Source organism: Xanthomonas translucens pv. cerealis (assembly GCF_006838285.1).
In the GTDB taxonomy this organism is placed as follows: Bacteria; Pseudomonadota; Gammaproteobacteria; order Xanthomonadales; family Xanthomonadaceae; genus Xanthomonas_A; species Xanthomonas_A cerealis.
On sequence record NZ_CP038228.1, the window covers coordinates 1,450,925 to 1,476,152 of the forward strand.

Consider the following 25,228-nt stretch of genomic DNA (forward strand, 5'->3'; position numbering starts at 1 on the left):
ACGAACTGTAACTGACAGGCCGCACACCCATGCCTAGCGTTCCAACGGGGCGGTATGCCGTGGACTCGCAAAGCCTGCCGTCAAAGTGTGTAAGGGTCCGGCCCCCACGGTTGGCTCCTCAGGTTTGGTGTTGAGATATCGGTATCCTTTAGATGAAACCGCTCCAGACGCTTTACGAACTGGCGGCTCTCGTCCTTCGAGGCCACCCGCAGAAAATCTATTGCGCGCTGTAGATAGACAAGCCGCTTCTGCTCCAGTGAGGTGCTTAATCGTCGAGGTTCAATCACCTTCGGGTCGACGGTTCCGCGAAGGCCGCGCTGATCCATTTTAAGGATTAAGAAAGGCCATGGATGACGCTCCGACGCGTGTCGGCTATATCGGTCACCGATCGTTTCGCCTCGGGTGTTGATGGCTGCCGCCGCAGAACCCGGCTGATTGGCCTCCGCCCATTGACCAAGGGTGCCGTTGGACTGCGAATGCTTGAAGAATTGTGCGGGCAATAGCGGCTTCCCGTCGATCATGCGGATGCCGCCATCACCGACCGCTGCTACGGGGATTTCGTTGCCGCTCCAATCCTCGAACGCGTCACCATTGACGTTCCGATGGTGGAGGTCATCCATGAGCGTCTGTTGATCTGCTGCTTTGGACGTAGCCGACAGCGCGAAGATCTTGCATCCCGTCTTTGCCTTCTGGGTACTCAAGCAGAGCAACGTCGTCTTCGCTTTGGATGGCAGCCTCTCCTTCAGTGCTGGAAATACATCCTGGCGATATTGGGCAACCCGGTCGGGATCCGTTCCCAGTGGATCGATGATAAGGACCGAACTCCGCCCACCGATAATGCGGACATCCACGGCGACCGCATGCTCTTCGTGGCCTGGCAGTACGGCTACGGCCCTCTTGCCCGACGCGGGGATGCTTTTTCTCAACCATTGACCAAGTTCCTTGGGAGTATCGAGCAAAGTCAATGGCGAGCCGGGTTTGCGCGCGGACTCCGCGGCGATTAGTGTCGGAATGACTACGGCGTCGAAGATTTTTTCTTCCTCTCCCGGCGTCCAGTTTCCATCGAGCAGCGCCGCGAAGCGTGCCTTGATTTGGCGAAGGGTGTTGATGGCCTCCGTTACGGGTTGACATGTGCGCGAATCTTGCGCCCGTTCTTGGAGTGCTTGAGGGTGCGAAGAAGCAGTGCCAATGTCAAAAGTGGCATTAGGGTTCAAAGCGTGAGAAGGCCACATATCGGCAGGATCGGCCAAGTGCTCACCAGTCGACGCGCCTTGCAACTCATGGGCTGAGTCATGCAAGTTGCCCTGGTATTCTGACCAACCGCTAAAACCTTCATGGCCGGACCATCCTGCCCCTTGCCAATTGGGTGAGCCCTGCGGTTCGAGAGAAGCAGAGCGACGCGGTGGGGAAGGTAAAGCCTCGCGCAGTGCACTGGTCGAAGAAGAAGGCGAGTCCCTGCGCGATGGCGACGGCGACTCAGATGGCGCGGCCTGCTCTGTGGTGGAGGTTGCATAACGCGCAGGTGACCCCGCCACGCTCGGCTTTGAATTGCATAGACCCATGTCGATCTCCTGCAGTGACTGTAGAAGCAAGTTTGGCGGAGGAGCGCTTCGCTTCGCTTCGCCTCACCGAAGTCCTGGCTGGGATGACGAAGGCATACGGGATGACCGGTGCCTTCCCCCGAAACGGCTGATCATTTACCTGCCGTCATTGCACCGGCTGAGATGGCGTTTTCGGGTTCGCCAACGCGGTGCGGCGGACGCAGCTGCTCTAGGAGCTGTTCCAATGTGCCCAGACGTACCGTGGCCCGCAAGGTGTCCGCCTCGGCGTATTCCCGGCGCTGGCGCTCCTGGCTCAGATCGGTCCGCGCCGCAGCCAGTTCGGCGCGCACGCCTTCCAGCGCCTGGACATCGTCGGCCCAGCGCGCCTGCAGGCCTTGGTGCTCGGCGGCCGCCAGGCGCAGCGCGTCGCGCTCGCGCTGTTGGGCGTCGGCCCGCTGGCGTGCCTGCGTCAGTTCCTGCTCCAGGCGGGTATGGCGTTCCAGCCACTGGCCATTGTCGCGGTTGAGCTGCATCAGGTCGTGGTTCTTGGTGGTCAGCGCCTCGTTGGCCTGCCGTAGGGCAAGCTGCAGTTCCTATACCTGGTGCTCGTGCCGGCGTTGTTCCTGCTCACGCTGGTCGTTGACCGAGGTGCGGTAGTGCTCCATGGCTTCCCTGGCGTGATCGTGCTTCTGCTCCATGGAGCGGGCGTGGCTTTCGTGCTCCTCCAGTCGCGCCGTGAGGCCCGCGATCCGCTCCTCCAACTGAGCCAGTTCGGTGGTGCGGCTGACCAACTCGCCCCTGGCGGCGCCGCCCGCCTCGTGTTCAGCCTGCAGTATGGTCTCACAGCGCTGCAGCTAACCGGCGAGCCGGTCATCTATCTTCACTGTCCCTTATTCGCACCTGCGGTGCTCAAAGGGAATCCTGCTCTGCGAGGCCGGGCCGGCTACCGCCGAAGACTTGGAGCGCTAGAGAGAAGGGCGCAGCCGCCCTTGCCTTGATGATGTCATTTGTGTAATATTGAAGTCAATGAAGTCACATATGAGGTCTTGACTATGGCAATCCTGACAGTGCGGAATGTGCCCGACGAGGTACATCGCGCTCTGCGCTTACGGGCCGCCGAGCATGGCCGCAGTACAGAGGCGGAGGTCCGCGAGATTCTGGAGAGTGCGGTTAAGTCAGAAAAGCGCATCCGCATGGGCGACGCGTTGGCGGAGCTTGGCCGCCGCGTACGGCTAACAAACGATGATTTCGCAGTATTGGACCAAGTGCGCGACAAGGTGCCGGCAGAACCGATGAGGTTTGAATGATTGTCTTGGATACGAATGTCGTCTCCGAGGCGATGAAACCCGAACCCAACCCGGCCGTGCGAGCTTGGTTGAATGAGCAGGTAGCGGAAACCCTCTACCTGTCCAGCGTGACGCTTGCCGAGCTGTTCTTCGGCATCGTCGCGCTGCCGAACGGGAAACGTAAGAAAGGCTTGGGCGAAGCCCTGGACGGCTTGCTCGAGCTGTTCGACGAGCGGGTGCTGATGTTCGACACCGAAGCCGCTCGCCATTATGCCGAGCTGGCGGTGAAAGCCCGCACAGCCGGGAAGGGTTTTCCAACACCCGACGGATATATTGGGGCTATTGCGGCCTCCAAGGGATTTATCGTAGCAACACGCGACACCAGCCCTTTTGAAGCGGCCGGGCTTACTGTTATCAATCCTTGGAACCATCGGTAAATTCAATCGCTACTTGACACCGTGATCTGATCAAAAAGGCCGGGCTTCGGTGTCGCCCAGGTCAATTACCGGTAGCTCCGTGGCGCAGCTACTTGATGAACCCTTTAACAAGCGCGCTTGCTCAAGGGGGCAGCCATTCATCGCGAGGTAATGACCATGAAGCAGCACGTTTTAGCGGCTAAAATCGCTTTCTCCCTAGCCCTCACTGTTGGCGTCGCCTCGATGTCTGCGCACGCGGGCATCCCGGTCCTCGACGGCAGCAACCTTTCGCAAACCACTGTCACCGCGATTCAGTAGGTTGCGCAGGTCCAGAAGCAAATCGAGCAATAGCGGACGCAGTTGCAGCAATACGAAAACATGCTGCAAAACACCGTCGCGCCGGCGGCCTACATCTGGGACCAAGCACAGTCCACCATCAATGGGCTGATGCAGGCCGTGGACACTCTGAACTACTACAAGAACCAGGCGGGCAGCATCGACGCCTACCTGGGAAAGTTCCAAGACGTGTCCTACTACCGCAGCTCTCCCTGCTTTACGACCAGATCGGTCTTTGAAGGTAAATGTCTGCTCTGGAAAGCTGGTTTCATGCGGCTTTGCGGGCATCAGCAGGTGTCCTGACCCGTGACGGTAAAAGCCGTCACGGGTCAGGAGGGAAACCTCGATGCTCACCGACACAGCACTGCGCAACCAGAGGCCCATCTACAAGGCTTGTGGCCGGGCCAGGATGATCGTGGCCGAGATCAGTGAGATGACTTCCCGTTCCTTGAGAGCAGTTCTCTTGCCATTTCTATTGCCTGCTCTCGCGACGGCGCAAGCAGTAGAGGGTAGCCCCAGAACTTGGAAAAAACGACCGCAAATGCCTTGAAACCAAGACGTTTTGCCGAGTTGGGTTCGACCAGGATCAGTGCCAGAACCAGCCTTCGCAATTCAACCTTGTGTTTCTTCATCCAGAGCGCGGTGCGTTTTTTTTCTTCCGGCGAGTGCTCATGGTCTTCAGCGGGTGCGGTATCGGTCAACAGAATGAAAGGCTCCCCGCGCTGCAAATTTTTCTCGAATTCGTCGAAGTCCTTCTGGTGGTCATGTCCGGGTTCTTGCGTAAGATTCATCCAGACTAAAGGGAAGTCAGAATTGTTCATCGACATGGCCGTTTCCTTTACTTTTGATGCGGCGCCAGGTGGCCGCAATGGCGAACACGCCTGGCAACGTGATAAAGAACATTGCCGAAAAGGCAATGTGCCAACCGTCGCGCAACCCGTCGGAGATGCCCCCGAGGGTATTCAGGACGACAAGCAGGCTGCCGAGGACCAGGGTCGCCCACTGAGATTTACGGGTTCCGATCAGTGCGAGAAGCACCGTGACGATCCAAGAGCCATAGAACGCGGAAAACATCCAGAGGACGTCGGGCTCAAACGTAATGGCAGGCGTCGCTCCGTGCGCTCTCACAAAGTCGTTGACGTAAAAGAACAACTGGAAGGTGACGAAAAGCACGGCACCAGCGGCTGTCGTCAACCAGAACAGGGCGACCTTGTATGGGTTGTTCATGGCCAGGTCTTGTGCAGGGCGCAGGGAGGGCTGAAGAGGCATAGGAGCTTTCTCGATAATGAATGGATAAATGTCTGAGGATTTCCAACGGCTGAAGCGTTCGCTCGAGCGCAAGTCAATACCGATAGTTCAGCGTCACCATCACGTTGCGTGGTGCGCCATACCCCACGGTGTCGAAATCGCCTTTCTGTAGCGCGTATTTTTTGTCGAGAACGTTGTTGACGTTGACGGCCACGTTGGTCTGCTTTGTGATGGAGTAACGCCCCATCAGCGATGCCAGGGCATAAGACCCCTGTTCCCCGCCCAACGAACTGGTGCCAGTGTTGGGCGCCTGGTAGAAGCGGCTTTGCCATTTGACGCCTCCGCCCAGCGTCAACTTGCTCCACTCTCCGGGCAACTGGTAGGTGGTGAAAAGCTGGGCCGTGGTGCGCGGCAGTTGCGAATTCAAGCGGACGCCATCGCCATCTTGCGCCGTGAAATGGGCGATTCCTGCGTAGACATTCCAGTCACGCGCCAGCTCGCCCTGCAGGTCCAGCTCGATCCCACGCGACTTCGTCCCATCCGCGCCCCTGTAGGCTTGGGCACCGCCCGGCGTATAGGTTCCCGCGACCATCTGTGAAGCGTTGTTCAGCGCGGTGTCGAACAAGGCCACCGACGCATTCATACGCCCGTACAGGTAAGCGCCCTTGAGGCCGATTTCCTTGGTTTTTCCCTTCGACGGCGTGAGCACGTTGCCGCTGCTGTCGCGATAGTCGGTTTGCGGATTGAAGATGCCCGTGTAGCTGACGTAGGCCGAATAGGTCTTGTCGATGTCGTAGATCAAGCCGGCATACGGGGTGAATTCACTGCTCTTCTTGTAATGCAACGACGAACCACCGGCGACGTCGTCGATTTGGTAGTTGCTGAAGCGGCCGCCGACAATGAGTTTCAGCGGCTCGGCCAGCGAGAACCGGGCTGCGCTATAGACACCGCTCTGCTTGATTCGGGTGCGGGTCGGTATCGACGCCATGGCATCGAAGTTGGGGCGGGGATATGCAGCGCTCAGGTCAAAGACATTGACCGGCGCAACGCCTGCATAGAACGGTGCGATATCTTCTTGGCGGGCCGTGCGGCGCGAAGTCGTCGCCCCCACCACCAGGTCATGCTGGCGGCCCAGTAGTTCGAAGTGGCCGCTCGCCATCACGTCGAAGGTGTTTTGACGGCTGCGACCTTCGGACGCCAGTGCTACCGGATAAGCCCCGTAGGGATAGGAGCCTAGTCCCGTGGCGCGATCGGGGCGGCCGATCAGGCCGAGGAGTTCGGCATCGTATTGGGTGCGGTACTGGTTGGCGACGGCCCGGAGTTTCCACCCGTTGTCAAAGCGGTGCTCGATCTCGGCAAATGCCGTCTTGAGGGTGTTGTCCCAATGGCTCCAGTCCTGCGCGTAGTTCCTGGAGCGTGAATACTCCGCCTGCGTGCCGTCGCTGAACCAGAGCGGCAAACCTCCCCAGGTGGAGCCCTTCGGCGTGATGTCCTGGTCGTCATAGCCCAGGCTCACCGTCGTGTCTGGTGTCAGATCTGCCTCGATGATGCCGTAGAACGACTTCCCCTTGGGCTTGTAGCCGTCGATGTACGACTGTCCGTCCTGGTACGTCCCCACCATGCGCGCGCGGATCCGGCCGTCCTCGGTCAACGGCGTCGAAATGTCGCCCATGCCACGGTAGGTGTCCCAACTCCCGGCACCAAGCGAGGCGGCTGCCGAGAAGTCGCGGGTCGGCCGTTTGCGCACCAGGTTGATGGCGGCTGAGGGATTGCCGGTGCCCGTCAGCAAGCCGGAGGCGCCGCGCACGACCTCGACACGATCATAGAACGCGGTATCGATAGAACCGATGCCGCTCCCATTGACGATGTTGCCGACGACGGTGGGGATGCCGTCGTACTGAACGTTGTTGATCAGGAAACCACGCGAATAGAAACTCGTTCGTTCGCTGTCGGACTGGTACGCCGCTACGCCCGTGGTGTTCTCCAGCACGCCCTGCACCGAATTCAACTGCTGGTCGTCCATGCGCTGGCGCGTCATCACCGTCACCGACTGCGGTGTTTCCCGCAGCGACAGCGGCAGGTGCGTCGCCGCTGCCGTCTGGCCTGTGGTGTAGGAGCCAGTACCTTCGGTGGTCGCCGTTTCCACGCGGCCCGTTACGGTGATGGCCGGCAAGGTCGTCCCCTTCTGAGACGTTTTTCCCTCGGCCTCGTTTTGCAACTGTGCGGGCTCAGCGGCAAATGCGCCCTGCGCGCTGATGAAAACTGCCACCGCAACTGCCGAGCCAAGCACGGTGCGGGGCGCACTCCTGATGGCGCCCTTGGACTGCCCATCCAGATGAGGATGGGCGGCGAGTGCTTTGCGCCTATCGATTGGCCAACGGGACTTCCCTGCAGTTTTGAGAGGAGTCATTAACAATACTCATTTGCATTTAGACGTTCTATTTAACAATAGAGCGGCATCGGCATGATGGTGAAATCAGGCCAGATTATTATTCATTTAGGCCAAACTTACGTGTCGCCGGGCCTTTGGCCGTAATGCGAAATAAATTGACCTTTTTTCGCAATGTAAAAGTGTGCCCACGCGGATAGGGTGCGCTTCATCGTGGTCTGCCATGCCTCAACCCAGCGTGCTTGGCCGGCCGAACGAGTCCCCCGTTCTTCCCCAGGAAATTCCCCCTATGCACTCACTTTGCCTCGGTGGATCGGCCCCGCACAGCCGGTCGCGCGCCACCCCGATCCCCTTTGTCGTTGGGAGGAACGCATGAGCACCGCCGTTATCGCCCGTGCCAAACCCATTGTCGTCAGCGTTGTTGGCCTCGTCGTGGTCTTCGGATTGCTGTATGCCTGGCGCACCACCCACCACAGCGGTGGCTCGGAATATCACGCCATGCCGCCGATGCCCGTCTCGACGATCCGCGCCGAACCTCGAGGCGTGGCCGAGGAGTTGCAGGCCGTCGGCAATTTGCAAGCCGTTCGCGAAGTGCTGCTGGCCCCCGACACGTCGGGCCGCGTGACTGCCATCCATTTCGACGCCGGCCAGTCCGTGAAGGAAGGGACGGTATTGATGCAGCTCTACGACGCGCCCGAGCAAGCGGATCGTGCCGCTGCTGCGGCCAAGGCCGATTTCGCGCAGGCGCAATTGCGGCGCTCGCAGGAACTGGCCCCCAGCGGCGCCGAGCCGCGCGAATTGCTCGAACAACGCAAGGCCGAGGCCGCCCAGGCCGTGGCGGTGGTGCGGCAACTGGACGCGCGCATCCAGCAGAAGGCCATCCGCGCGCCGTTCTCCGGCCAGCTCGGCATCCGGCGCATCAATCCCGGCCAGTACCTCAATGCCGGCGATGCGATCGCCACGCTGACCCAGCTCGACCCGCTCTACGTGAACTTCACGCTGCCCCAGCAGGACTTGCCCAAGCTGACGCCGGGCGCACCGGTGCAGGTGACGGTAGATGCCGCACCAGGTCAGGTGTTCAACGCCAAGATCAGCACCATCGAACCGCGCATCGACGGCGAAACCCGCAATGTGGCCGTGCAGGCACTGTTGCCCAATGCCGACCGGCTGCTGAAGTCCGGGATGTACGCGACTGCACGGCTGGCGTTGCCCGCCACGACCGACGCGATCGTGTTGCCGCTGACCGCGATCCAGACGTCGGCCTCCGGTGACAGCGTGGTGCTCGTGCAAGGTGCCGACGCGCAGGGAATCGGCAAGGCGGTCGCCGTGCCGGTCGTCACTGGTCGCCGGCTCGGCGAGGACGTCCTGGTGACCCAGGGCGTCAAGCCTGGCGACATCGTGGTGATGGCCGGCCAGAATCGGCTGCCGCCCGGTGCGACGGTGAAGATCAATGCGCCCGCGTCTGCCGCCGCAGCGCCGCCTGCCGCCCCGGCAGTCGCCTCCGCCGCCAGCGCACGATAGAGGACGGCGCCATGCATATCACCGACATCTTCATCCGCCGGCCCATTCTGGCGCTGGTCGTCAGCCTGTTGATCCTGCTGATGGGCGCCACCGCCATGTTCCTGCTGCCCGTGCGGCAGTACCCCTATCTGGAAAACGCCACCATCACGGTCAGCACCAAGCTTCCGGGTGCGACCCAGGACGTGATGCAGGGCTTCGTCACCACCCCGATCGCGCAGTCCATCGCCACGGCCAGCGGCATCGAATACCTCAGTTCGACCACCACGCAGGGCAAGAGCGAGATCAAGGCGCGGCTGGTGCTCAACGCCAACGCCGATCGCGCGATGACCGAGATCCTCGCCAAGGTGCAGCAGGTCAAGTACCAGTTGCCGGCCGGCGTCACCGATCCGGTCATCGCCAAGTCCACCGAGGGCGGCACCGCCGTGCAGTACGTCGCCTTCTACAGCAAGACCCTGTCGATCCCGCAGGTAACGGATTTCGCATCCCGGGTGGCGCAGCCGCTGTTCACCAGCATTCCCGGCGTGGCCTCGGCCGACGTCTTTGGCGGTCAGGCGCTGGCCATGCGCATCTGGATCGATCCGGTGCGGTTGGCCGCACATGGACTGTCGGCTGGCGAGATTTCGGCCGCACTGCGCGCCAACAACGTGCAGGCCGCGCCAGGCCAGCTCAAGAGCGCGCTGACCGTCACCAACATCAGCGCCTCCACCGACCTGCGCGGCGTCGAGGACTTCCGCCAGATGGTCATCAAGTCCAGCCCCGGGGGCGGCGTGGTGCGGCTGTCGGATGTCGCCACGATGGAAGTCGGCGGCCAGAACTACAACAATCTCTCGTTCGCTAGCGGCGTCCCCGCGATCTTCGTTGCCCTCCAGCCGACGCCCGATGGCAATCCCCTGGAGATCGTCAAGCGGGCCAACGAAATGCTGCCCAAGATCCGTGCGATGGCGCCGCCGGGACTGACGGTGGCGCCCAACTACGACGTGGCGCGCTTCGTCAACGCCTCCATCGACGAAGTGAAACACACGCTGATCGAAGCCATCGTGATCGTGATCGTGGTGATCTTCCTGTTCCTCGGCACCTTCCGCGCCGTCATCATCCCGGTCGTCACCATTCCGCTGTCGCTGGTCGGCACGGCGGCGCTGATGCTGGCCTGCGGCTTCTCGATCAACCTGTTGACGCTGCTGGCGATGGTGCTGGCGATCGGCCTGGTGGTGGACGATGCCATCGTCGTGGTGGAGAACATCCATCGCCACATCGAGGAAGGACTGACACCCGTGCGTGCGGCACTGCTCGGCGCGCGCGAAATCGTCGGACCGGTGATCGCCATGACCATCACGCTGGCGGCGGTCTATGCGCCGATCGGCATGATGGGCGGGCTGACCGGCACGCTGTTCAAGGAGTTCGCCTTCACCCTGGCCGGTTCGGTGATCGTCTCGGGGATCGTCGCGCTGACGCTCTCGCCGGTGATGAGCTCGATGCTGCTCAGTTCCAAGCAAGGCGAGGGACGGCTGGCGAAGCGCGTCGAACACACCATGGAAGGGCTGACCGCAGTCTATGGTCGCCTGCTGGCCCGCACGCTGGCCGCTCGCGGGGCGGTGCTGCTGGTCGGCGCGGTCGTGCTGGCCGCCATCGTGGTGCTGTTCACCGGCACCCGCCACGAACTGGCGCCGACCGAGGATCAGGGCGCCGTCATCGTCGTCACCAAGGCGCCGCAGTATGCCGGCGTGGGCTACACCGCCCACTATGCCCAGCAGATCGAAAAGCTGTTCGAGTCGATTCCGGAGTTCGATAGCAGCTTCATGAATATCGGCGACTATGCCGGCGGCCAGAACATGATGGTCGGCGGCGCCATCCTCAAGGACTGGTCGCAACGCAAGCGATCGGCCGCCGACATCCAAGGCCAGATCCAGGCCGCCGGCGGCGCCATCGACGGCGAGACGCTGACCGCCGTGCAGTTGCCCCCGCTACCGGGTTCCAGCGGCGGCCTGCCGGTGCAGATGGTGCTGCGCTCGCCCGACGACTTCAAGACGCTGTACGAGACCGGCGAGAAGCTCAAGACCGCCGCCTATGCCAGCGGCCTGTTCCTCTACGTGCAGAACGACCTGTCCTACGACAGTCCGCAGGCGCATATCAGCATCGACAATGCGAAGGCCAGCGAAATGGGCGTGACCATGCAGTCCATCGCCGACACCCTGGCCGTGCTGGTCGGTGAGAACTACGTCAACCGCTTCAACTTCCATGACCGCTCCTACGACGTGATCCCGCAGGTGCGCGGCGGCGAACGCATGACGCCGGAAGACCTCGGGCGCTTCTACGTCAAGGTGACCTCCGGCGCACTGGTGCCGCTCTCGACCGTGACCCGCGTCGAAATGCGTCCGCAGGCCAACCAGCTCACCCAGTTCGGCCAGATGAACTCGGCCACGCTGGAAATGCTGCCGGCCCCGGGCGTGACCATGGGAGACGCCGTGGCGTTCCTGCAATCGCAACCGCTGCCGCCCGGCACCAGCGTGGACTGGCTCAGCGATAGCCGCCAGTTCGTGCAGGAAGGCAACCGCCTGCTGGTCTCGTTCTGCTTCGCGCTGGTGGTCATCTTCCTGGTGCTGGCAGCGCAGTTCGAGAGCCTGCGCGACCCGCTGGTGATCCTGGTGACGGTGCCGCTGGCGATCTGCGGCGCGTTGGTGCCGCTGTGGCTGGGCTACGCGACGCTCAACATCTACACCCAGATCGGACTGGTCACGCTGATAGGCCTGATCTCCAAGCACGGCATCCTGATGGTCACCTTCGCCAACCACATCCAGCATCACGAAAACTTGAGCCGCATCGAGGCCATCGAGAAGGCCGCAGCGGTGCGTATGCGCCCCGTGCTGATGACCACCGCGGCGATGGTCGCCGGCCTGGTGCCGCTGCTGTTCGCAGATGGCGCGGGTTCGGCCAGCCGCTTCTCCATCGGCATCGTGGTGGTGATGGGCATGCTGGTCGGCACCTTCTTCACGCTGTTCGTGCTGCCCACCATCTACAGCTTCATCGCCAAGGATCACCGGGCGGCAGCGAAAAGCCCCCGCGCCCGCGAACTCGCCACTGCGGAGGCCCCCGATGTCGCGCTCTAAACCGATTGCTGCCATGACGACTGCTTCGCATCCAGCCATGTTTCCCCCTCGGCGCGCTGCGTTCATGGCCATTGCCGTTGCCGTGATCGCCGCAGGCTGCGCCAGCGGCCCCGACTATCGCGCTCCGGCCACGCCGGAAACCGCGGCAGGCCCCTTCGTCAGCAAGCCGGCCGATACGGACGCCGCTGCATCACTGCCGGCGGACTGGTGGAAGCTGTATGCCGATCCGGCACTCGACCATCTGGTGCGCGAAGCCCTGTCGGCCAATACCAACCTGCGCGTGACGCTGGCCAACCTCGACCGCGCACGGGCCATCTACAGGGAAGCGCGCGGTGGCCTGTTTCCTTCGACCAACGTGTCGGCGGGCGCAGGCTACGGCCGCGACCAGTCCACGTGGACCGGCAACGGCCAGGCGCCCACACAATGGAGCTACAGCGGTGGCCTCGACGTCTCCTACGAACTCGACCTGTTCGGCCGGGTCAGGCGCGACATCGAGGCCACACGCGACGACACCGATGCAGTCGCCGCCGCCCATGATGCCGCCAAGGTCGTCGTCGTCGCCGAGACCACACGCGCCTATGTGGACGCCTGCACCTTTGGCGAATCCATCGGCGTCGCAGACTCGTCCATTGAACTGGCTCAGCGCAGCCTGGATCTGGTCAGCCGCCAGGAACACGCCGGCTCGGCGTCCCATCTGGATGTGGAACGGGCCGGTGTCACCCTGGCCCAGGCACGGGCCGCCTTGCCGCGATTGCAGGGTCAGCGGGATGCCGCGTTGTTCGAACTGGCCGCGCTGGTGGGCCGTACGCCGTCGCAAGTGCCCGAGTCGGCGCGCAACTGCACGCAGGCACCGGAGATCGCGGGGGCGCTGCCGATCGGTGATGGCACCGCGCTGCTGCGCCGCCGTCCGGACTTGCGCCAGGCCGAGCGCCAACTGGCCGCCGATACCGCCCGCATCGGCGTGGCCGTTGCCGACCTCTATCCGCGCGTCACGCTGGGCGCCTCTGGCAACTACCTGCGCAACGACTACCTGAAAGGCAATCGCACCTGGTCGTTTTCCTTCGGGCCGCTGATCTCCTGGAGCTTCCCCAACACGATGGTCGCTCGTAGCCGCATCACACAGGCAGAGGCGCAAAACGCGGCATCGCTGGCCAGCTTCGATGGCGCCGTGCTGAATGCCTTGAAGGAGTCCGAACAATCGTTGAGTGCGTACGGTGCCGCGATGCAGCAGCGCGAGGCACTGGTCGAAGCGCGCGACCGGGCCGAAAAAGCCTTCCAGTTGGCAGACCAGCGTTACCGCGCCGGATCTATCGGCTACCTCGACGTGATCGTCGCGCAGAGCAGTCTGATCGACACAAAATCGCAGGTGGCCGCTGCCGACCAGCGTGTAGGTTCCGCACGAGTCAGCGTGTTCAAGGCGCTGGGCGGCGGATGGAAACAGGCTACTGCGCAGTAGCTCCTGCGGACATGGGCGCGGTGGCGGCCGCAGCATCGCGCCCATGTCCGAGAGCAACGATTAGCCACGCCGCTCCGCATTGTCACAAACAACCGGAGATCCGGCATGGAGAAGGAAGACAGACATGGAACCGCACGATGACCCACCTCGGATCATTGAACTGATCACATCATTCGGTAGCAAAAGTCTGCCGTCAGGCAATCACCTGATGAAGCATTCCGCAGCAGCCAATCCCGAGACCAGATCGCCGGTGTCGTCTCAGGAACAACGATTGGCGGCGAGCCGACTGCGACCGACGATCGCTCGTACCAGAGTCTTGAACGCGCTGGAGAAGGCGACACCGAGCTGTCTCGATGCCAGCCAGATGTACCGTCTCCTCCGCACGCAATTCGACAGCCTCACGCCGGGATCGGTCTACCGAGCGCTGAATGATCTATGGACTGCCGGGTTGTTGGTTCGCACGGAAGGCGCACGTGGGCGCGCGTTCTATGCAATCAAACCGTAGGCGCTAGACGACCAGTACGACACACTGCGGTGTCATTGTGGCGCGCGGCTTGTTTTCATTGAAGACCTGGCGTTGCATGAACACCTGCAGTCGCTGGCATCCGAGGAGGGCTTCGCTCTCGACCAGGAGTCAGTCTTCACCATCACCACGACGTGTGCGAAATGTCGGCAACTCCGCAAGGAAGGGCAGCAGGCGATGCAGGGCGGTCGGTGGTCCCGGGCGCACACAGCCTGATCCAATCAGGGTGAGAGTTCATCGGGGAACATGATGCCGGGCACGGAAGCCAGCTGCGCGCCGCTTATGCGATCCGAGAGGTAGCGTGCCGGAGGCTTGCCCACTGCCTTGCGGAACATGGTGACGAACCCGCTGGCGTTTTCGTAGCCCAGCTCCAATGCCACCGTTTGCACGCTTTCGCCCTTGGTCAAACGTTGAAGCGCAAGGATCACATGCAGCTGCCGGCGCCAACGGCCGAAGCTCATTCCAATTTCTTGCAGCAGAAGACGGCTCATGCTCCGCTCGCTCATGCCAATGCGAGTAGCCCAATCGGCCTTCGAGGTTTTGTCCGTGGGATCGGCCAGCATCATTTCCGCGAGGCGGCGCAATCGCGGGGCGCGCGGCATGGGCAGATGCAGATCTTCCACCGGTGCCGCCACCAACTCATCGAGCAAGGCGGCAATCAACCGGTCTTCCCGCCCCCCCAGCGCGTACAACTCAGGAAAACCGGCCACCTTCACTAGCAACTCGCGTAGCAATGGTGATACCGCAATCGTGCAACAGGTTTTCGGAAGATCCGGTGCGGCATCAGGCTCCACGAACAGGCAATAAAATTCCGTTTCGCCCGATCCCCGGGCCGAGTGCGGCAAGTCTCCTGGTATCCATATGGCGCACTGGGGCGGCACGATCCAGACCCCATCTTCGATTTCGCAGTTAAGGATGCCGCGAACGGAGTAAATCAGCTGTGCCTTGTGGTGCTGATGCCTCGCGTTTTCCCAGTCCTTTGTTACCGTTGTGGCACTCAGGGCAACAACGGATCGAGGGGAGTTGTCGACATCCCTGGACACGGTCACATCAGTGATGGCGACGCTAGACATAGTGCGTAGTGGGACTTGTATTGAAGATGAGAGTGATGTCTTGTTTGAAAAATATTATGGAAAAGTTTTGCGTTTTTGTCTAGGCGGTCAGCAAGTAGCAACCGGCCGACGACGGTCGCGATTCCCGGCGAGTAGATCGAACACCTTGCCAATGTGGCTGGCCTGGCTGCAGTCCCGCGGAGGCTGCGTGCTGGCGGAAGACCTGCTGGACGCGACGCGTATGGCGATGCGGACCAAGGTGGCGAAAGCACGCCTTCGGTGTGCCGCAGGGAGGTATGGCGGCTTTCAGGGCCTATCGACATAACCCGTTGGGCGTAGTGGGGGCGTTATCTTCATTCTCGACGCGCACGAGCCGGCCTCGAATATGGCATTGACGCGGCAGCTGCCGCACCGCGTTGAGAATTCCACTGCTGCGGACCGTGCCGATCGCATGCGCGCGTAGCGTACGGATACGGTTGCAAGCTTCGGTTGATCGTCCGGCCACATGGCGTACACTTTTTTCGCAAAGTGAACGCCATGTGCCCGTGATGGGCGATCAGGGAGTGTCAGATGCGGATCGGGCGACACAGGTTGCTGGCAGCGGCGTTGCTGAGTGTCGGGCTTTGGGTATCCGTTCCGACAGCGTTCGCTGCTGCGATGCAGGCCGCTGGTGCCGCGGAGACCGGCCTGGATGCGCGCGGACATCTGCGCGCTGTGGCAACCGGACGCGGCGAGTCGTTCGCGTATACGCGTCTGCAGCAAGGCGTCCAGGTGCGCATCGGCCGGGTCGTCAAGAACGTGATCTTCTACGGGCCGCAGACCGTGCGGGTGAATGCGAACCTGGGGGAGAATTACTGGAACGCTCCCAGCCTCGCGGTGATCGGCAAGCCGCAACCCACCCCCTTCGCCACCAGCGAGACCGCCGACGCGCTGACGCTGAAAAGCGCCAGGTTGCGCGTGGACATCAGCAAGAAGACCGGCGCGCTGCGTTTCTTCGACGCGGCGGGCAAGCTCTATGCGGAAGAAAACCGCGATGCGCCGCAGACCTTGAAGAAGGTCGTGGTGTCGGGGGCGCCGACGTTCGAGGCGGCCAACCGCTTTACCCTGCGCCCGGACGAGGCGATCTATGGCCTTGGCTTCCTCGGCGAGGAGAGCAGTAATCGGCGCGGCAAGGAATTGCTGCTGGTGCAGACCAATGTCGGCATCGTCATCCCCGTGCTGATGTCCTCGCGCCGCTACGGGATCCTGTGGGATACCTATTCGCAAATGCGCTTCAAGGACGATGCGAACGGCGCATCGATGTGGGCCGAAAGCGCCCCCGGCGGCGTCGATTACTACTTCATGGGCGGCGATACCTCGGATGCGGTAGTCGCGGCCTACCGGGCGCTGACCGGCCAGGCGCCGATGTATCCCAAGCAGGCGTTCGGCCTGTTCATGAGCAAGGAACGCTACAAGACCCAGGAGCAACTGCTCGACGTCGCCCGCAGCTTCCGCAACCACGGATTCCCGCTCGACTACATCGTGCAGGACTGGCAGTACTGGGGATCGGACAAGGACGGCAGCTGGAGCGGCATGACCTGGGATCCGGTCCGCTATCCCGATCCTGCCGGCATGGCGCGCCAGGTGCACGACCTGCACATGAAGCTGATGGTGTCGATTTGGCCCTCCGTCGGCGACGATACCGCGCTCGCCCACGAACTTGACCAGCACCAATTGCGTTTCGTGCCGCTGCACTGGATCTCCAAGCATGCGCGCGTGTACGACGCCTACAGTCCGCTGGGGCGGCAGATCTACTTCAAGCACATCAAGTCGGGCCTGCTCGACAAGGGCGTCGATGCGCTGTGGATGGATGGGACCGAGATCGAAGTCAGCAGCGCCATGTGGAACGCGCAGGACAATATCCGCGACACCAAGGCGCTGGGCTCCAACGCCCTGGGCGACTTCACCCGTTACCTCAATCCCTATTCGCTGCTCACCACGCAGGGCACGTACGACGGCCAGCGCGCGGTCAGCGACAAGCGCGTGTTCACGCTGACGCGCTCGGCGTGGGCGGGCGCGCAACGCACCGCCGCGGCGTCCTGGAGCGGAGACATCTTCGCCAGTTGGAAAACCTTGAAACAGCAGGTCGCCGACGGGGTGAATGTCACGGTGACCGGCAACCCGTATTGGACGCAGGATACGGGCGGCTTCTTCGTCGCCGATTTCCCCGGTGGCGAGAACAATCCTGCATGGCGCGAGCTCTATGCGCGCTGGCTGCAGTTCGCGGCGTTCAATCCGATCATGCGCATCCACGGCACCCACGTCGAGCGCGAGCCGTACCGGTTCAAGTCGACCGACCCGGCGGTCTATGCCGCGCTGCTCAAGAGCACCCAGCTGCGCTATCGCATGCTGCCGTATCTCTACAGCCTCAGCTGGAAGGTGACCTCCGACGGCTATACGCTGATGCGGCCGCTGATGATGGATTTCCCCGAAGACCGCGCCACCGACACCATCGACGATACCTTCATGTTCGGCAGCGCCTTTCTCGTGCATCCGGTGACGCGGCCCATGTACCACATCGAGCCGCCGCCGGCGACGACCATCCCGAGCGCGGTGCTGCGCACGCCGGACGGGAAGCCGGGCCTGGCGGGCCAGTATTTCGAAGGCGAGAATTTCGACACGCCCAGGAGCCGCTTCGTCGATCCGAAGGTGGACCACACCTGGCCGGATCCGCCGCTCGCCGAGGTGCCGGCCGGCCTTGCCGGGCTGACGCACTTCTCGGCACGCTGGCAGGGTAGCCTGACCGCGCCGGAAGCGGGCGAGTATGAGATCGGGGTCGAAGCCGACGACGGCGTCCGGCTGATGCTCGACGGCAAGACCGTCGTGCAGGATTGGGCGGCAGGCGCCGCGCGCTACAAGGCAACCACGGTCGCGCTGCACAAGGGCCAGGTGGTCAAGCTCGGACTGGAGTATTACCAGGGCGATGCCGAACGCATGCTGCGCCTGGCGTGGCGAACGCCGAGCGAGCGGCAGGCGCTCGCCGCCCCGCGCGCCGCCACGGACGACAACGTGGAGACCTATCTGCCCAAGGCTGCGGGCTGGTACGACTTCTGGACCAATCAGCGTTTCGATGGCGGCCGCCGCGTCGCGCGCCGCACGCCGCTGGATCTGCTGCCGCTCTATGTGCGGGCCGGATCGATCGTGCCGATGGGGCCGCATGTGCAATACGCCACGCAAGACCCGGGCGCGGCGTACGAGGTCCGCATCTATCCAGGCGAGGACGCGCACTTCACGCTCTACGAAGACGACAATGAAACCTATGCCTACGAGCAGGGGGGCTATGCCACCTACGATCTGGTCTGGAACGATGCGGCCAGGACGCTGACCATCGGCCCGCGACGCGGCGGCTTTCCCTGGATGACCCGGCGGCGGGAACTCGATCTGGTGCTCGTGGACGGCGCAACCGGTGGCGGCCTGGAACCGGCGCCAGTCACCAAGCGGGTCTCCTATACCGGGACAGCGGCTACGATCCGGTTCTGACGCGCAGCGTCGTTGCTGTTCGATTGCGAGCAGGCCCGTCGGCAATGGCGCGGCCAGGCGCTCGCGTCGCTCTTCGCCGATCATGCCGCTGCAGGTAATGCAGCGGCAATGCGCCGCTGCCGAGCGTGCGGCGGTTCTACACAAGACCATCACTTTGCCGAACGTAGTGTGATTGAAGTATGCGATTCGTGCGCTGAGCACCACTCTTTGGCGCGTCTGTCGCAGGATCGGGCAGCGCGTGCTGGCGAAGCTGGACTCGGTTCGAGTCGCTGCGCGTGGGCCCGCAGCGGCGACGGACAACCGGCGCCTTTCATCCAACCGCAAGTATAAGGACGACCATGACGCCCCATCGGCAGCGCGATCACGTGAATGGCGACGATCCGCCGCGCATCTCGACCGGCAGCGCGGGGTTGGACGACATCCTCGGCGGCGGCGTTGACCCCAATCGGCTCTATCTGTACGAAGGCCGCCCAGGCACTGGCAAAACCACGATCGCCCTGCAGTTCCTGCTGGAAGGCGCGCGCAACGGCGAGCGGGTGCTCTATATCACCTTGTCCGAGACTCAGCGCGAACTGAGCCTGGTCGCCAGCCGCCACGGCTGGAGCATGAACCAGGTCGACGTGTTCGAACTGGTGCCGCCGGAGACCGCGCTGGATCCGCAACGCGAACTCACCGTGTTCCATCCCGCGGAAATGGAACTGACCGAGACCACCAAGCTGATCTTCGACAAGGTCGAGCAGCTCAACCCCACGCGGGTGGTGCTGGATAGTCTCTCCGAACTGCGCCTGCTCGCGCAGAGTCCGCTGCGCTATCGCCGCCAGGTGTTGGCACTGAAGCATTTCTTCGCCAGCCGACAGTGCACGGTGATCATGCTCGACGACCTTTCCTCCCAGGAAAACGACCTGCAGTTGCATTCCATCACCCACGGCGTGGTGTTACTGGAACAGCTGGCCATCGACTACGGCGCCGAACGCCGGCGCCTGCGGGTGATCAAGATGCGCGGCATCCAGTTCCGCGGCGGTTTCCACGACTTCACCATCGAGAAGGGCGGGCTGGAAATCTATCCGCGCCTGATCGCGGCCGACTACAAGCACCACCACATCCACGAAGTCGCCCCCAGCGGCAACGACGAACTGGACAGGCTGCTCGGCGGCGGTCTGGAGCGCGGCACCAACGCGCTGCTGTTGGGCGCGGCCGGCGTGGGCAAATCCTCGCTGGCGCTGACCTATGCCATCGCCGCGGCCGAGCGGGGCGAGCACAGCGTGTTCTTCGCCTTCGACGAGGGGCGCGGTACCGTGGAGGCGCGCGCGCGCACCCTGGGCCTGCCGCTCGATGAAAAGCTCGATAACGGACTGATCCGATTCCAGCAGATCGATCCAGCGGAGATGTCGCCGGGCCAGTTTGCGGCCAACGTGCGCCGCAGCGTGGAAGTGGACGGCGCGCGAGTGATCGTCATCGACAGCCTCAACGGCTATCTCAATGCGATGCCGGACGAACGCTTCCTGATCCTGCAGATGCACGAGCTGCTCAGCTATCTGGGGCAGAAGGGCGTGCTGACCATCCTGGTCCTGGCCCAGCACGGCCTGGTCGGGCCGATGGAAACGCCGCTGGACCTCAGCTATTTGAGCGATTCGGTGCTGATGCTGCGCTATTTCGAGGTGGACGGCACAGTGCGCCGGGCGCTGTCGGTGGTGAAGAAGCGCAGCGGCCAGCACGAGAACACCATCCGCGAATTCCGCCTCAGCCGCAACGGCATCGATGTCGGTCCGCCACTCAAGGGGTTCAGCGGCATCTTCTCGGGAACGCCGCGTTACAGCGGAGAGGAGATGCCGTTGCTGGTGGATACGCCTGCATGAGCAGCAGCGACGCGACCGAACACCGCGTTCTGGTTCATGCCCCGATCGGCCGCGACGGCGGGGCGTCGGTGGAGCTGTTGCGGCGTGGCGGCGTGGTGGCCTGCCATTGTCCCGATCTGGACAATTTGGTGGGTGAACTGGAGGTGGGTGCCGCCGCGGTGTTCGTTGCCGAGGAAGGCCTGTTCGGCAAGGATGCATCGGCACTGTTCGCCTGGGCCAATGCACAGCCGGCATGGTCGGATCTGCCGTTCGTTGTGCTCACCAGCCATCAGGAGCAACCGTCGGTGGTGAGCTGGCGGCGCAACCTGGTGGCGGCCCTGCGCAATGTGGCCTTGCTCGAGCGGCCGGTGCAGGCGATCACCTTCACCAGCACCATCAAGGCCGCGCTGCGCGCCCGCGCCCGCCAGTACGAAGTGCGCTCGCTGCTGCAAGCGCAGGCTTCGGCGGCGCAGGAGCTGGAGGCGCAGGTGGTGGCGCGCACATGCGAGCTGGAAGAAGCCAACCGCCTGCTGCGCACGCAGATGGACGAGCGCGCGCGGGTCGAGGAGACCCTGCGCCACGCGCAGAAGATCGAGGCCATCGGGCAATTGACCGGTGGCGTCGCGCACGATTTCAACAACCTGCTGATGGTGATTTCCGGCGGCCTGGCGATGCTCGACATCCAGACCGACCCGGCCGTGCGCAAGCGGTTGATGGACGGCATGCAGAAGGCGGCGCAGCGCGGCGCCGGACTGACCCGGCAATTGCTGGCGTTTTCGCGGCGGCAGGAGCTCAAGCCGGAGCCGGTCGATCTGATCCGGCAGATCGGCGGCATGCGCGAGCTGCTGGACCGCAGCTTGCGCGGCGACGTGCATGTGGATTTCGATTTCGCCGAAGACCTGTGGCCGATCGAAGTGGACCCGGGCGAGCTGGAACTGGTGGTGCTCAATCTGGCAGTCAATGCGCGCGATGCGATGCCCAGCGGCGGCACCATCGTGGTGCGGGCGCAGAATCTGCCGGGCGTCGGCAAGACCGATCCGGACTTCATCCGCCTGTCGGTCGTCGACACCGGCACCGGCATGACGCCGGAAGTGAAGGCGCGGGTGTTCGAGCCGTTCTACACCACCAAGGACATCGGCAAGGGCTCGGGCCTGGGCCTGGCGCAGGTACACGGGTTCGTGCAGCAATCCGGCGGCTCGATCCACATCGACAGCGACCTGGGGCAGGGCACGTCCATCCACCTGTTGCTGCCGCGCTCGTTCCGCGCGCCGGCGCTGGACGAACGGCATCTGCTCGACCTGCAGGTGGCGCGCCGTGCTCCGGGCGATGCTGGCTACGTGCTGCTGGTGGAGGACGACGACGAAGTCGCCGCGCTGGTCGGCGAAATGCTGCGCCAGCTCGGCTACCAGGTCACCCGCGTCGCCAGCGCGGCCGCGGCGCTGGGCGCGTTGGCCAACGAGCGCGTGGTGGACATCGTGTTCTCCGACATCATGATGCCCGGCGGCATGAACGGCCTGGAGCTGGTCCACGAGATCCGGATGCGGCGCCAGGAATTGCCGATCCTGCTCACAAGCGGCTACGCGGAAGCGGCGAAATCCGCGGCCGAGGCGGAAGGCGTGCAGATCCTGTCCAAGCCCTATCGGCTGGACGAACTGGCCACCGCATTGCAGCAGGTACGCGCCAATCCCGGCGCCCAGGACAAACCGGAAGCGGCTCCCGTATATTCGTGAGGGCAGGCGCCGTTGGCGACTGCCGGCGGTGCGCCAAGTCGCCCCGGCCGCCGTGTCAGCGCGGTGCCTAGCGTCGGCTCAGTGCAGCAAGGTGTCGCCGAGCAGCTTCACGTTCAGTACCACGATCAGCGCGGCGATGATCCACGACAGCCAGACCAGCCAGCGCGGCGCGACCAGTGCGCCCATCTTGCGTTTGTCGGCGACGAAGCGCACCAGCGGGATCACCGCGAACGGCAGCTGCATCGACAGCAGCACCTGGCTCAGCACCAACAGTTTGGCGGTGCCTCGCTCGCCGTACAGCCAGGTCACCACCACCACCGGCACGATCGCCAGGCCGCGGGTCAGTAGGCGCCGCGCCCAGGCCGGGATGTGCAAGTGCAGGAAGCCTTCCATCACGATCTGCCCGGCCAGCGTCGCGGTCACCGTGGAGTTGATGCCCGAGGCCAGCAACGCCACCGCGAACAGGGTCGAGGCCAGGCCGACGCCGAGCATCGGCGCCAGTAATTCGTAGGCCTGCTCGATTTCCTCCACGTCGGTGCGGCCGTGCGCATGGAACACCGCCGCGGCCAGCACCAGGATCGCGGCATTGACGAACAGCGCCAGGCTCAGTGCGATGGTGCTGTCGGCCAGCGCCCAGCGCAGCGCCGAGCGGCGGCCGTCGTCGCTGCGTTCGTAGGCGCGGGTCTGCACGATCGACGAATGCAGGTACAGGTTGTGCGGCATCACCGTCGCGCCGATGATGCCGATCGCCAAGTACAGCGCGGCCGGATTGGTTACCACTTCGGTGTGCGGGACGAAGCCGGCCAGCACTTCGCGCAGCGGCGGCGCGGCCAGCACGATCTGCACCAGGAAGCAGACGAAGATCACCAGCAGCAGCGCGATCACGAATGCCTCCAGCGTGCGGAAGCCACGCCGCATCAGGTACAGCACCAGCAGCGCATCGATCGCGGTGATGATCGCGCCCAGGGTCAGCGGGATGCCGAACAGCAGCTTCAGCGCGATCGCGGTGCCGATTACCTCGGCCAGATCGCAGGCCACGATCGCCGTCTCGCAGGCCAGCCACAGCAGGAAATTGACCGGCCTGGAATAGTGTTCGCGGCAGGCCTGTGCCAGGTCGCGGCCGGTGGCGATGCCCAGCCGCGCCGCCAGGCCCTGCAGCACAATCGCCATCAGGTTCGACAGCAGGATCACCGATAGCAGTAGGTAGCCGAAGTGCGAGCCGCCGGCGATGTCGGTGGCCCAGTTGCCCGGATCCATGTAGCCCACCGAGATCATGTAGCCCGGCCCCAGGAACGCAAGGAAACGGCGCCAGCCGAGTCCGCCGCCGGGCACGGCGACGCTGCCGTTCATGCGTCCCAGGCTGCGCCGCGGCGGCTCGCTGGCCTGCGGCCAGGCGGCATCGGAATCGGGCAGGGGTAGGGGATCGGCCATGGCGCAAACGTGTGTGGGATGAGCACGACCGAGTATATAGCACTTGCTATGCTGTTTAGCATTGGCAAACCAAATCGCTGCGATACACGCAATTTCGGCCAGAATAGGCGGCGGCCGGCGTTCGCCGGCACCGGACAAGGGCGTTGCGATGCACAAAAGCGGGAAGTCGACAGCACCGGGGGCGGTGCTGCTCGACGCCGAAGTACAGGTCGAGAGCTTCCGCCAGGTGCGCGAGGCGCACCGCCTGGAACTGATCGAGGACTACGTGGAGCTGATTTCCGACTTGCTGGCCGACGGCGGCGAGGCACGGCAGGTGGACATCGCCGCGCGCCTGGGCGTGGCCCAGCCGACTGTGGCGAAGATGCTCAAGCGCCTGGTCAAGGGCGGCTGGGTGATTCAGCGGCCGTATCGCGGGGTGTTCCTGACCCCCGACGGGGAGGCGCTGGCGGCGGCCAGCCGGCAGCGGCACCAGACCGTGGAGCAGTTCCTGCTGGCGCTGGGCATCGACGAGGACATCGCGCGGCGCGATGCCGAGGGCATCGAGCACCATGTCAGCGAAGCCACGCTGACGGTGTTCGCCGAGTTCGTGCGCAAGCATGCCGCGGCGCGATGAACGGCGATAGCGAGATCGCCGCGCGCAACGAGCGCTGGATGCTGCATGCGCTGGCCCTGGCCGACCGCGCCGAACGCGAGTTCGACGAGATCCCGGTCGGCGCGGTACTGGTCTCGGCGCAGGACGAGGTGCTGGGCGAGGGCTGGAACCTCAACATCGCCGAGCACGATCCCAGCGCGCACGCCGAGATCGTGGCGCTGCGCCAGGCCGGGCGCCGGCTCGGCAACCACCGCCTGCTCGGCAGCACCCTGTACGTGACCCTGGAGCCGTGCGCGATGTGCGCGATGGCAGTGGTGCACGCGCGCGTGGCGCAGTTGGTCTATGCCGCCGCCGATCCGAAGACCGGCGCCTGCGGCAGCGTGTTCGACCTGCTCGCCGATCCGCGCCACAACCACCGCGTGCAGGTGCGCGGCGGGGTGCTGGCGGCACCCGCCGGGCTGCGCCTGAGCAACTATTTCCGCGCCAAGCGCGGCCGGCCACCGCTGCCCGGGTGAGCGCCGCGATGCGCTGGCGGGTGGATGTGAATCCGCTGCGTCACGCGCGGTATCATGCGCGACCGATACGAAACCCCTGCGGCGGCGGCGCCGCCGCGAACGACTGGATGGTGATATGGCGGAACCGCACGTGGACAACGATCGTCTGATCTGGATCGATCTGGAAATGACCGGATTGGATACCGACAAGGATTCGATCATCGAGATCGCCACGGTGGTCACCGACAGCCAGCTCAACGTGCTGGCGGAGGGTCCGGAATTCGCCATCGCGCATCCGCTGCAGACGCTGCAGGCGATGGACGAGTGGAACCGCAACCAGCATCGCCATTCCGGGTTGTGGCAGCGCGTGCTCGACAGCACGATCACCCTGGGCCAGGCCGAAGCGCAGACCGTGGCGTTCCTGGCGCAGTGGTGCAAGCCGGGCGCGTCGCCGATGTGCGGCAATTCGATCTGCCAGGACCGGCGCTTCCTGCACCGGCAGATGCCGCGGCTGGAGCGCTTCTTCCACTACCGCAACCTGGACGTGTCCACCCTGAAGGAGCTGGCGCGGCGCTGGGCGCCGGCGGTCGCCTCGGGACTGAACAAGACCTCGTCGCACACCGCGCTCAGCGACGTGCACGACTCGATCGACGAACTGCGCTACTACCGCCCGTTCATGGGTGCGTTGGGCGGGCATGGCGGCGGCGCACGCTGAGTCGCGCTGCGCGGCACGCAGGCCGCGCCTGTCCGGCACG

20 protein-coding genes and 1 pseudogene are annotated in these 25,228 nt (G+C 63.8%); 14 read left to right on the forward strand and 7 right to left on the reverse strand.

Translation table 11 applies throughout. The features are described from left to right. Window positions 1–80: 80 nt before the first annotated feature. Complete coding sequence (locus E4A48_RS06415) at window positions 81–1,250, reverse strand: YopJ family acetyltransferase (protein ID WP_185910725.1); 1,170 nt, start codon at window positions 1,248–1,250, stop codon at window positions 81–83. Between the two features lie 443 nt (window positions 1,251–1,693). Continuing rightward, window positions 1,694–2,395 (reverse strand): annotated as a pseudogene (locus E4A48_RS06420) (DNA-binding protein); the annotation flags it as partial. 198 nt (window positions 2,396–2,593) lie between these two features. Here E4A48_RS06420 and E4A48_RS06425 point away from each other — a divergent pair. From E4A48_RS06425 to E4A48_RS21700, 4 genes are all read left to right on the forward strand, one after another. Beyond that, window positions 2,594–2,848, forward strand: a complete 255-nt coding sequence (locus E4A48_RS06425; RefSeq protein ID WP_039009846.1) for a FitA-like ribbon-helix-helix domain-containing protein — start codon at window positions 2,594–2,596, stop codon at window positions 2,846–2,848. Continuing rightward, window positions 2,845–3,264 carry a type II toxin-antitoxin system VapC family toxin gene (locus tag E4A48_RS06430; RefSeq protein WP_142742070.1) on the forward strand — a complete coding sequence of 140 codons (420 nt, stop codon included), beginning with the start codon at window positions 2,845–2,847 and terminating at the stop codon, window positions 3,262–3,264. Before E4A48_RS06425 ends, E4A48_RS06430 begins: the two co-directional genes overlap by 4 nt. Window positions 3,265–3,420: 156 nt before the next feature. Further along, window positions 3,421–3,561, forward strand: coding sequence for a hypothetical protein (locus E4A48_RS21695; RefSeq protein ID WP_458296288.1), 141 nt, complete (start codon window positions 3,421–3,423; stop codon window positions 3,559–3,561). 60 nt (window positions 3,562–3,621) lie between these two features. Beyond that, window positions 3,622–3,882 carry a TrbJ/VirB5 family protein gene (locus E4A48_RS21700; protein ID WP_425512395.1) on the forward strand — a complete coding sequence of 87 codons (261 nt, stop codon included), beginning with the start codon at window positions 3,622–3,624 and terminating at the stop codon, window positions 3,880–3,882. A gap of 122 nt (window positions 3,883–4,004) precedes the next feature. Here E4A48_RS21700 and E4A48_RS06440 read toward each other — a convergent pair whose 3' ends face one another. The 3 genes from E4A48_RS06440 to E4A48_RS06450 all read right to left on the reverse strand — a co-directional run bounded on the left by E4A48_RS06440 (window position 4,005) and on the right by E4A48_RS06450 (window position 7,237). Beyond that, window positions 4,005–4,406, reverse strand: a complete 402-nt coding sequence (locus tag E4A48_RS06440; RefSeq protein WP_142742071.1) for a hypothetical protein — start codon at window positions 4,404–4,406, stop codon at window positions 4,005–4,007. Continuing rightward, on the reverse strand, window positions 4,387–4,806 hold the full coding sequence (locus tag E4A48_RS06445) for a hypothetical protein (protein ID WP_221887392.1): 420 nt from the start codon (window positions 4,804–4,806) through the stop codon (window positions 4,387–4,389). Before E4A48_RS06445 ends, E4A48_RS06440 begins: the two co-directional genes overlap by 20 nt. A 115-nt stretch (window positions 4,807–4,921) precedes the next feature. Then, a complete protein-coding gene (locus tag E4A48_RS06450; protein WP_142742072.1) occupies window positions 4,922–7,237 on the reverse strand; it encodes a TonB-dependent siderophore receptor in 2,316 nt (771 codons plus the stop codon). Window positions 7,238–7,588: 351 nt separating this feature from the next. Between E4A48_RS06450 and E4A48_RS06455 the strand changes: the two genes are divergently transcribed. The 4 genes from E4A48_RS06455 to E4A48_RS20710 all read left to right on the forward strand — a co-directional run bounded on the left by E4A48_RS06455 (window position 7,589) and on the right by E4A48_RS20710 (window position 13,802). After that, window positions 7,589–8,737: an efflux RND transporter periplasmic adaptor subunit gene (locus E4A48_RS06455; protein ID WP_142742073.1), complete on the forward strand. Its 1,149-nt coding sequence runs from the start codon at window positions 7,589–7,591 to the stop codon at window positions 8,735–8,737. Between the two features lie 11 nt (window positions 8,738–8,748). After that, window positions 8,749–11,841, forward strand: coding sequence for an efflux RND transporter permease subunit (locus tag E4A48_RS06460; protein WP_142742074.1), 3,093 nt, complete (start codon window positions 8,749–8,751; stop codon window positions 11,839–11,841). Continuing rightward, the gene (locus E4A48_RS06465; RefSeq protein ID WP_221887393.1) at window positions 11,828–13,297 is read left to right on the forward strand and encodes an efflux transporter outer membrane subunit; all 1,470 of its coding nucleotides are present in this window, start codon (window positions 11,828–11,830) and stop codon (window positions 13,295–13,297) included. Before E4A48_RS06460 ends, E4A48_RS06465 begins: the two co-directional genes overlap by 14 nt. Before the next feature lie 124 nt (window positions 13,298–13,421). Beyond that, window positions 13,422–13,802, forward strand: a complete 381-nt coding sequence (locus E4A48_RS20710) for a Fur family transcriptional regulator (protein ID WP_218061108.1) — start codon at window positions 13,422–13,424, stop codon at window positions 13,800–13,802. 239 nt (window positions 13,803–14,041) lie between these two features. Here the strand turns inward: E4A48_RS20710 and E4A48_RS06475 are convergent, their stop codons facing one another. After that, window positions 14,042–14,893 carry an AraC family transcriptional regulator gene (locus E4A48_RS06475; protein ID WP_142742075.1) on the reverse strand — a complete coding sequence of 284 codons (852 nt, stop codon included), beginning with the start codon at window positions 14,891–14,893 and terminating at the stop codon, window positions 14,042–14,044. A 693-nt stretch (window positions 14,894–15,586) separates the two neighbouring features. Here E4A48_RS06475 and E4A48_RS06480 point away from each other — a divergent pair. The 3 genes from E4A48_RS06480 to E4A48_RS06490 all read left to right on the forward strand — a co-directional run bounded on the left by E4A48_RS06480 (window position 15,587) and on the right by E4A48_RS06490 (window position 21,956). Continuing rightward, the gene (locus E4A48_RS06480; protein ID WP_260608074.1) at window positions 15,587–18,391 is read left to right on the forward strand and encodes a TIM-barrel domain-containing protein; all 2,805 of its coding nucleotides are present in this window, start codon (window positions 15,587–15,589) and stop codon (window positions 18,389–18,391) included. A 338-nt stretch (window positions 18,392–18,729) separates the two neighbouring features. Continuing rightward, window positions 18,730–20,247 (forward strand): ATPase domain-containing protein, encoded by a 1,518-nt coding sequence (locus E4A48_RS06485; protein WP_052235163.1) that lies wholly within the window; start codon window positions 18,730–18,732, stop codon window positions 20,245–20,247. After that, window positions 20,244–21,956: a response regulator gene (locus E4A48_RS06490; RefSeq protein WP_058195874.1), complete on the forward strand. Its 1,713-nt coding sequence runs from the start codon at window positions 20,244–20,246 to the stop codon at window positions 21,954–21,956. The genes E4A48_RS06485 and E4A48_RS06490 overlap by 4 nt, the downstream gene beginning before the upstream one ends. Before the next feature lie 78 nt (window positions 21,957–22,034). Here E4A48_RS06490 and E4A48_RS06495 read toward each other — a convergent pair whose 3' ends face one another. Further along, window positions 22,035–23,387, reverse strand: coding sequence for an Nramp family divalent metal transporter (locus E4A48_RS06495; protein ID WP_185910726.1), 1,353 nt, complete (start codon window positions 23,385–23,387; stop codon window positions 22,035–22,037). 148 nt (window positions 23,388–23,535) lie between these two features. On the opposite strand from E4A48_RS06495, the gene mntR reads away from it, so the two are divergent. The 3 genes from mntR to orn all read left to right on the forward strand — a co-directional run bounded on the left by mntR (window position 23,536) and on the right by orn (window position 25,188). Beyond that, window positions 23,536–24,000 (forward strand): manganese-binding transcriptional regulator MntR, encoded by a 465-nt coding sequence (gene mntR, locus E4A48_RS06500; protein ID WP_039009870.1) that lies wholly within the window; start codon window positions 23,536–23,538, stop codon window positions 23,998–24,000. After that, window positions 23,997–24,494 carry a tRNA adenosine(34) deaminase TadA gene (gene tadA, locus E4A48_RS06505; protein ID WP_039009872.1) on the forward strand — a complete coding sequence of 166 codons (498 nt, stop codon included), beginning with the start codon at window positions 23,997–23,999 and terminating at the stop codon, window positions 24,492–24,494. The genes mntR and tadA overlap by 4 nt, the downstream gene beginning before the upstream one ends. Window positions 24,495–24,609: 115 nt before the next feature. Further along, window positions 24,610–25,188 carry an oligoribonuclease gene (orn, locus tag E4A48_RS06510; protein ID WP_039009874.1) on the forward strand — a complete coding sequence of 193 codons (579 nt, stop codon included), beginning with the start codon at window positions 24,610–24,612 and terminating at the stop codon, window positions 25,186–25,188. Window positions 25,189–25,228: the final 40 nt, after the last annotated feature.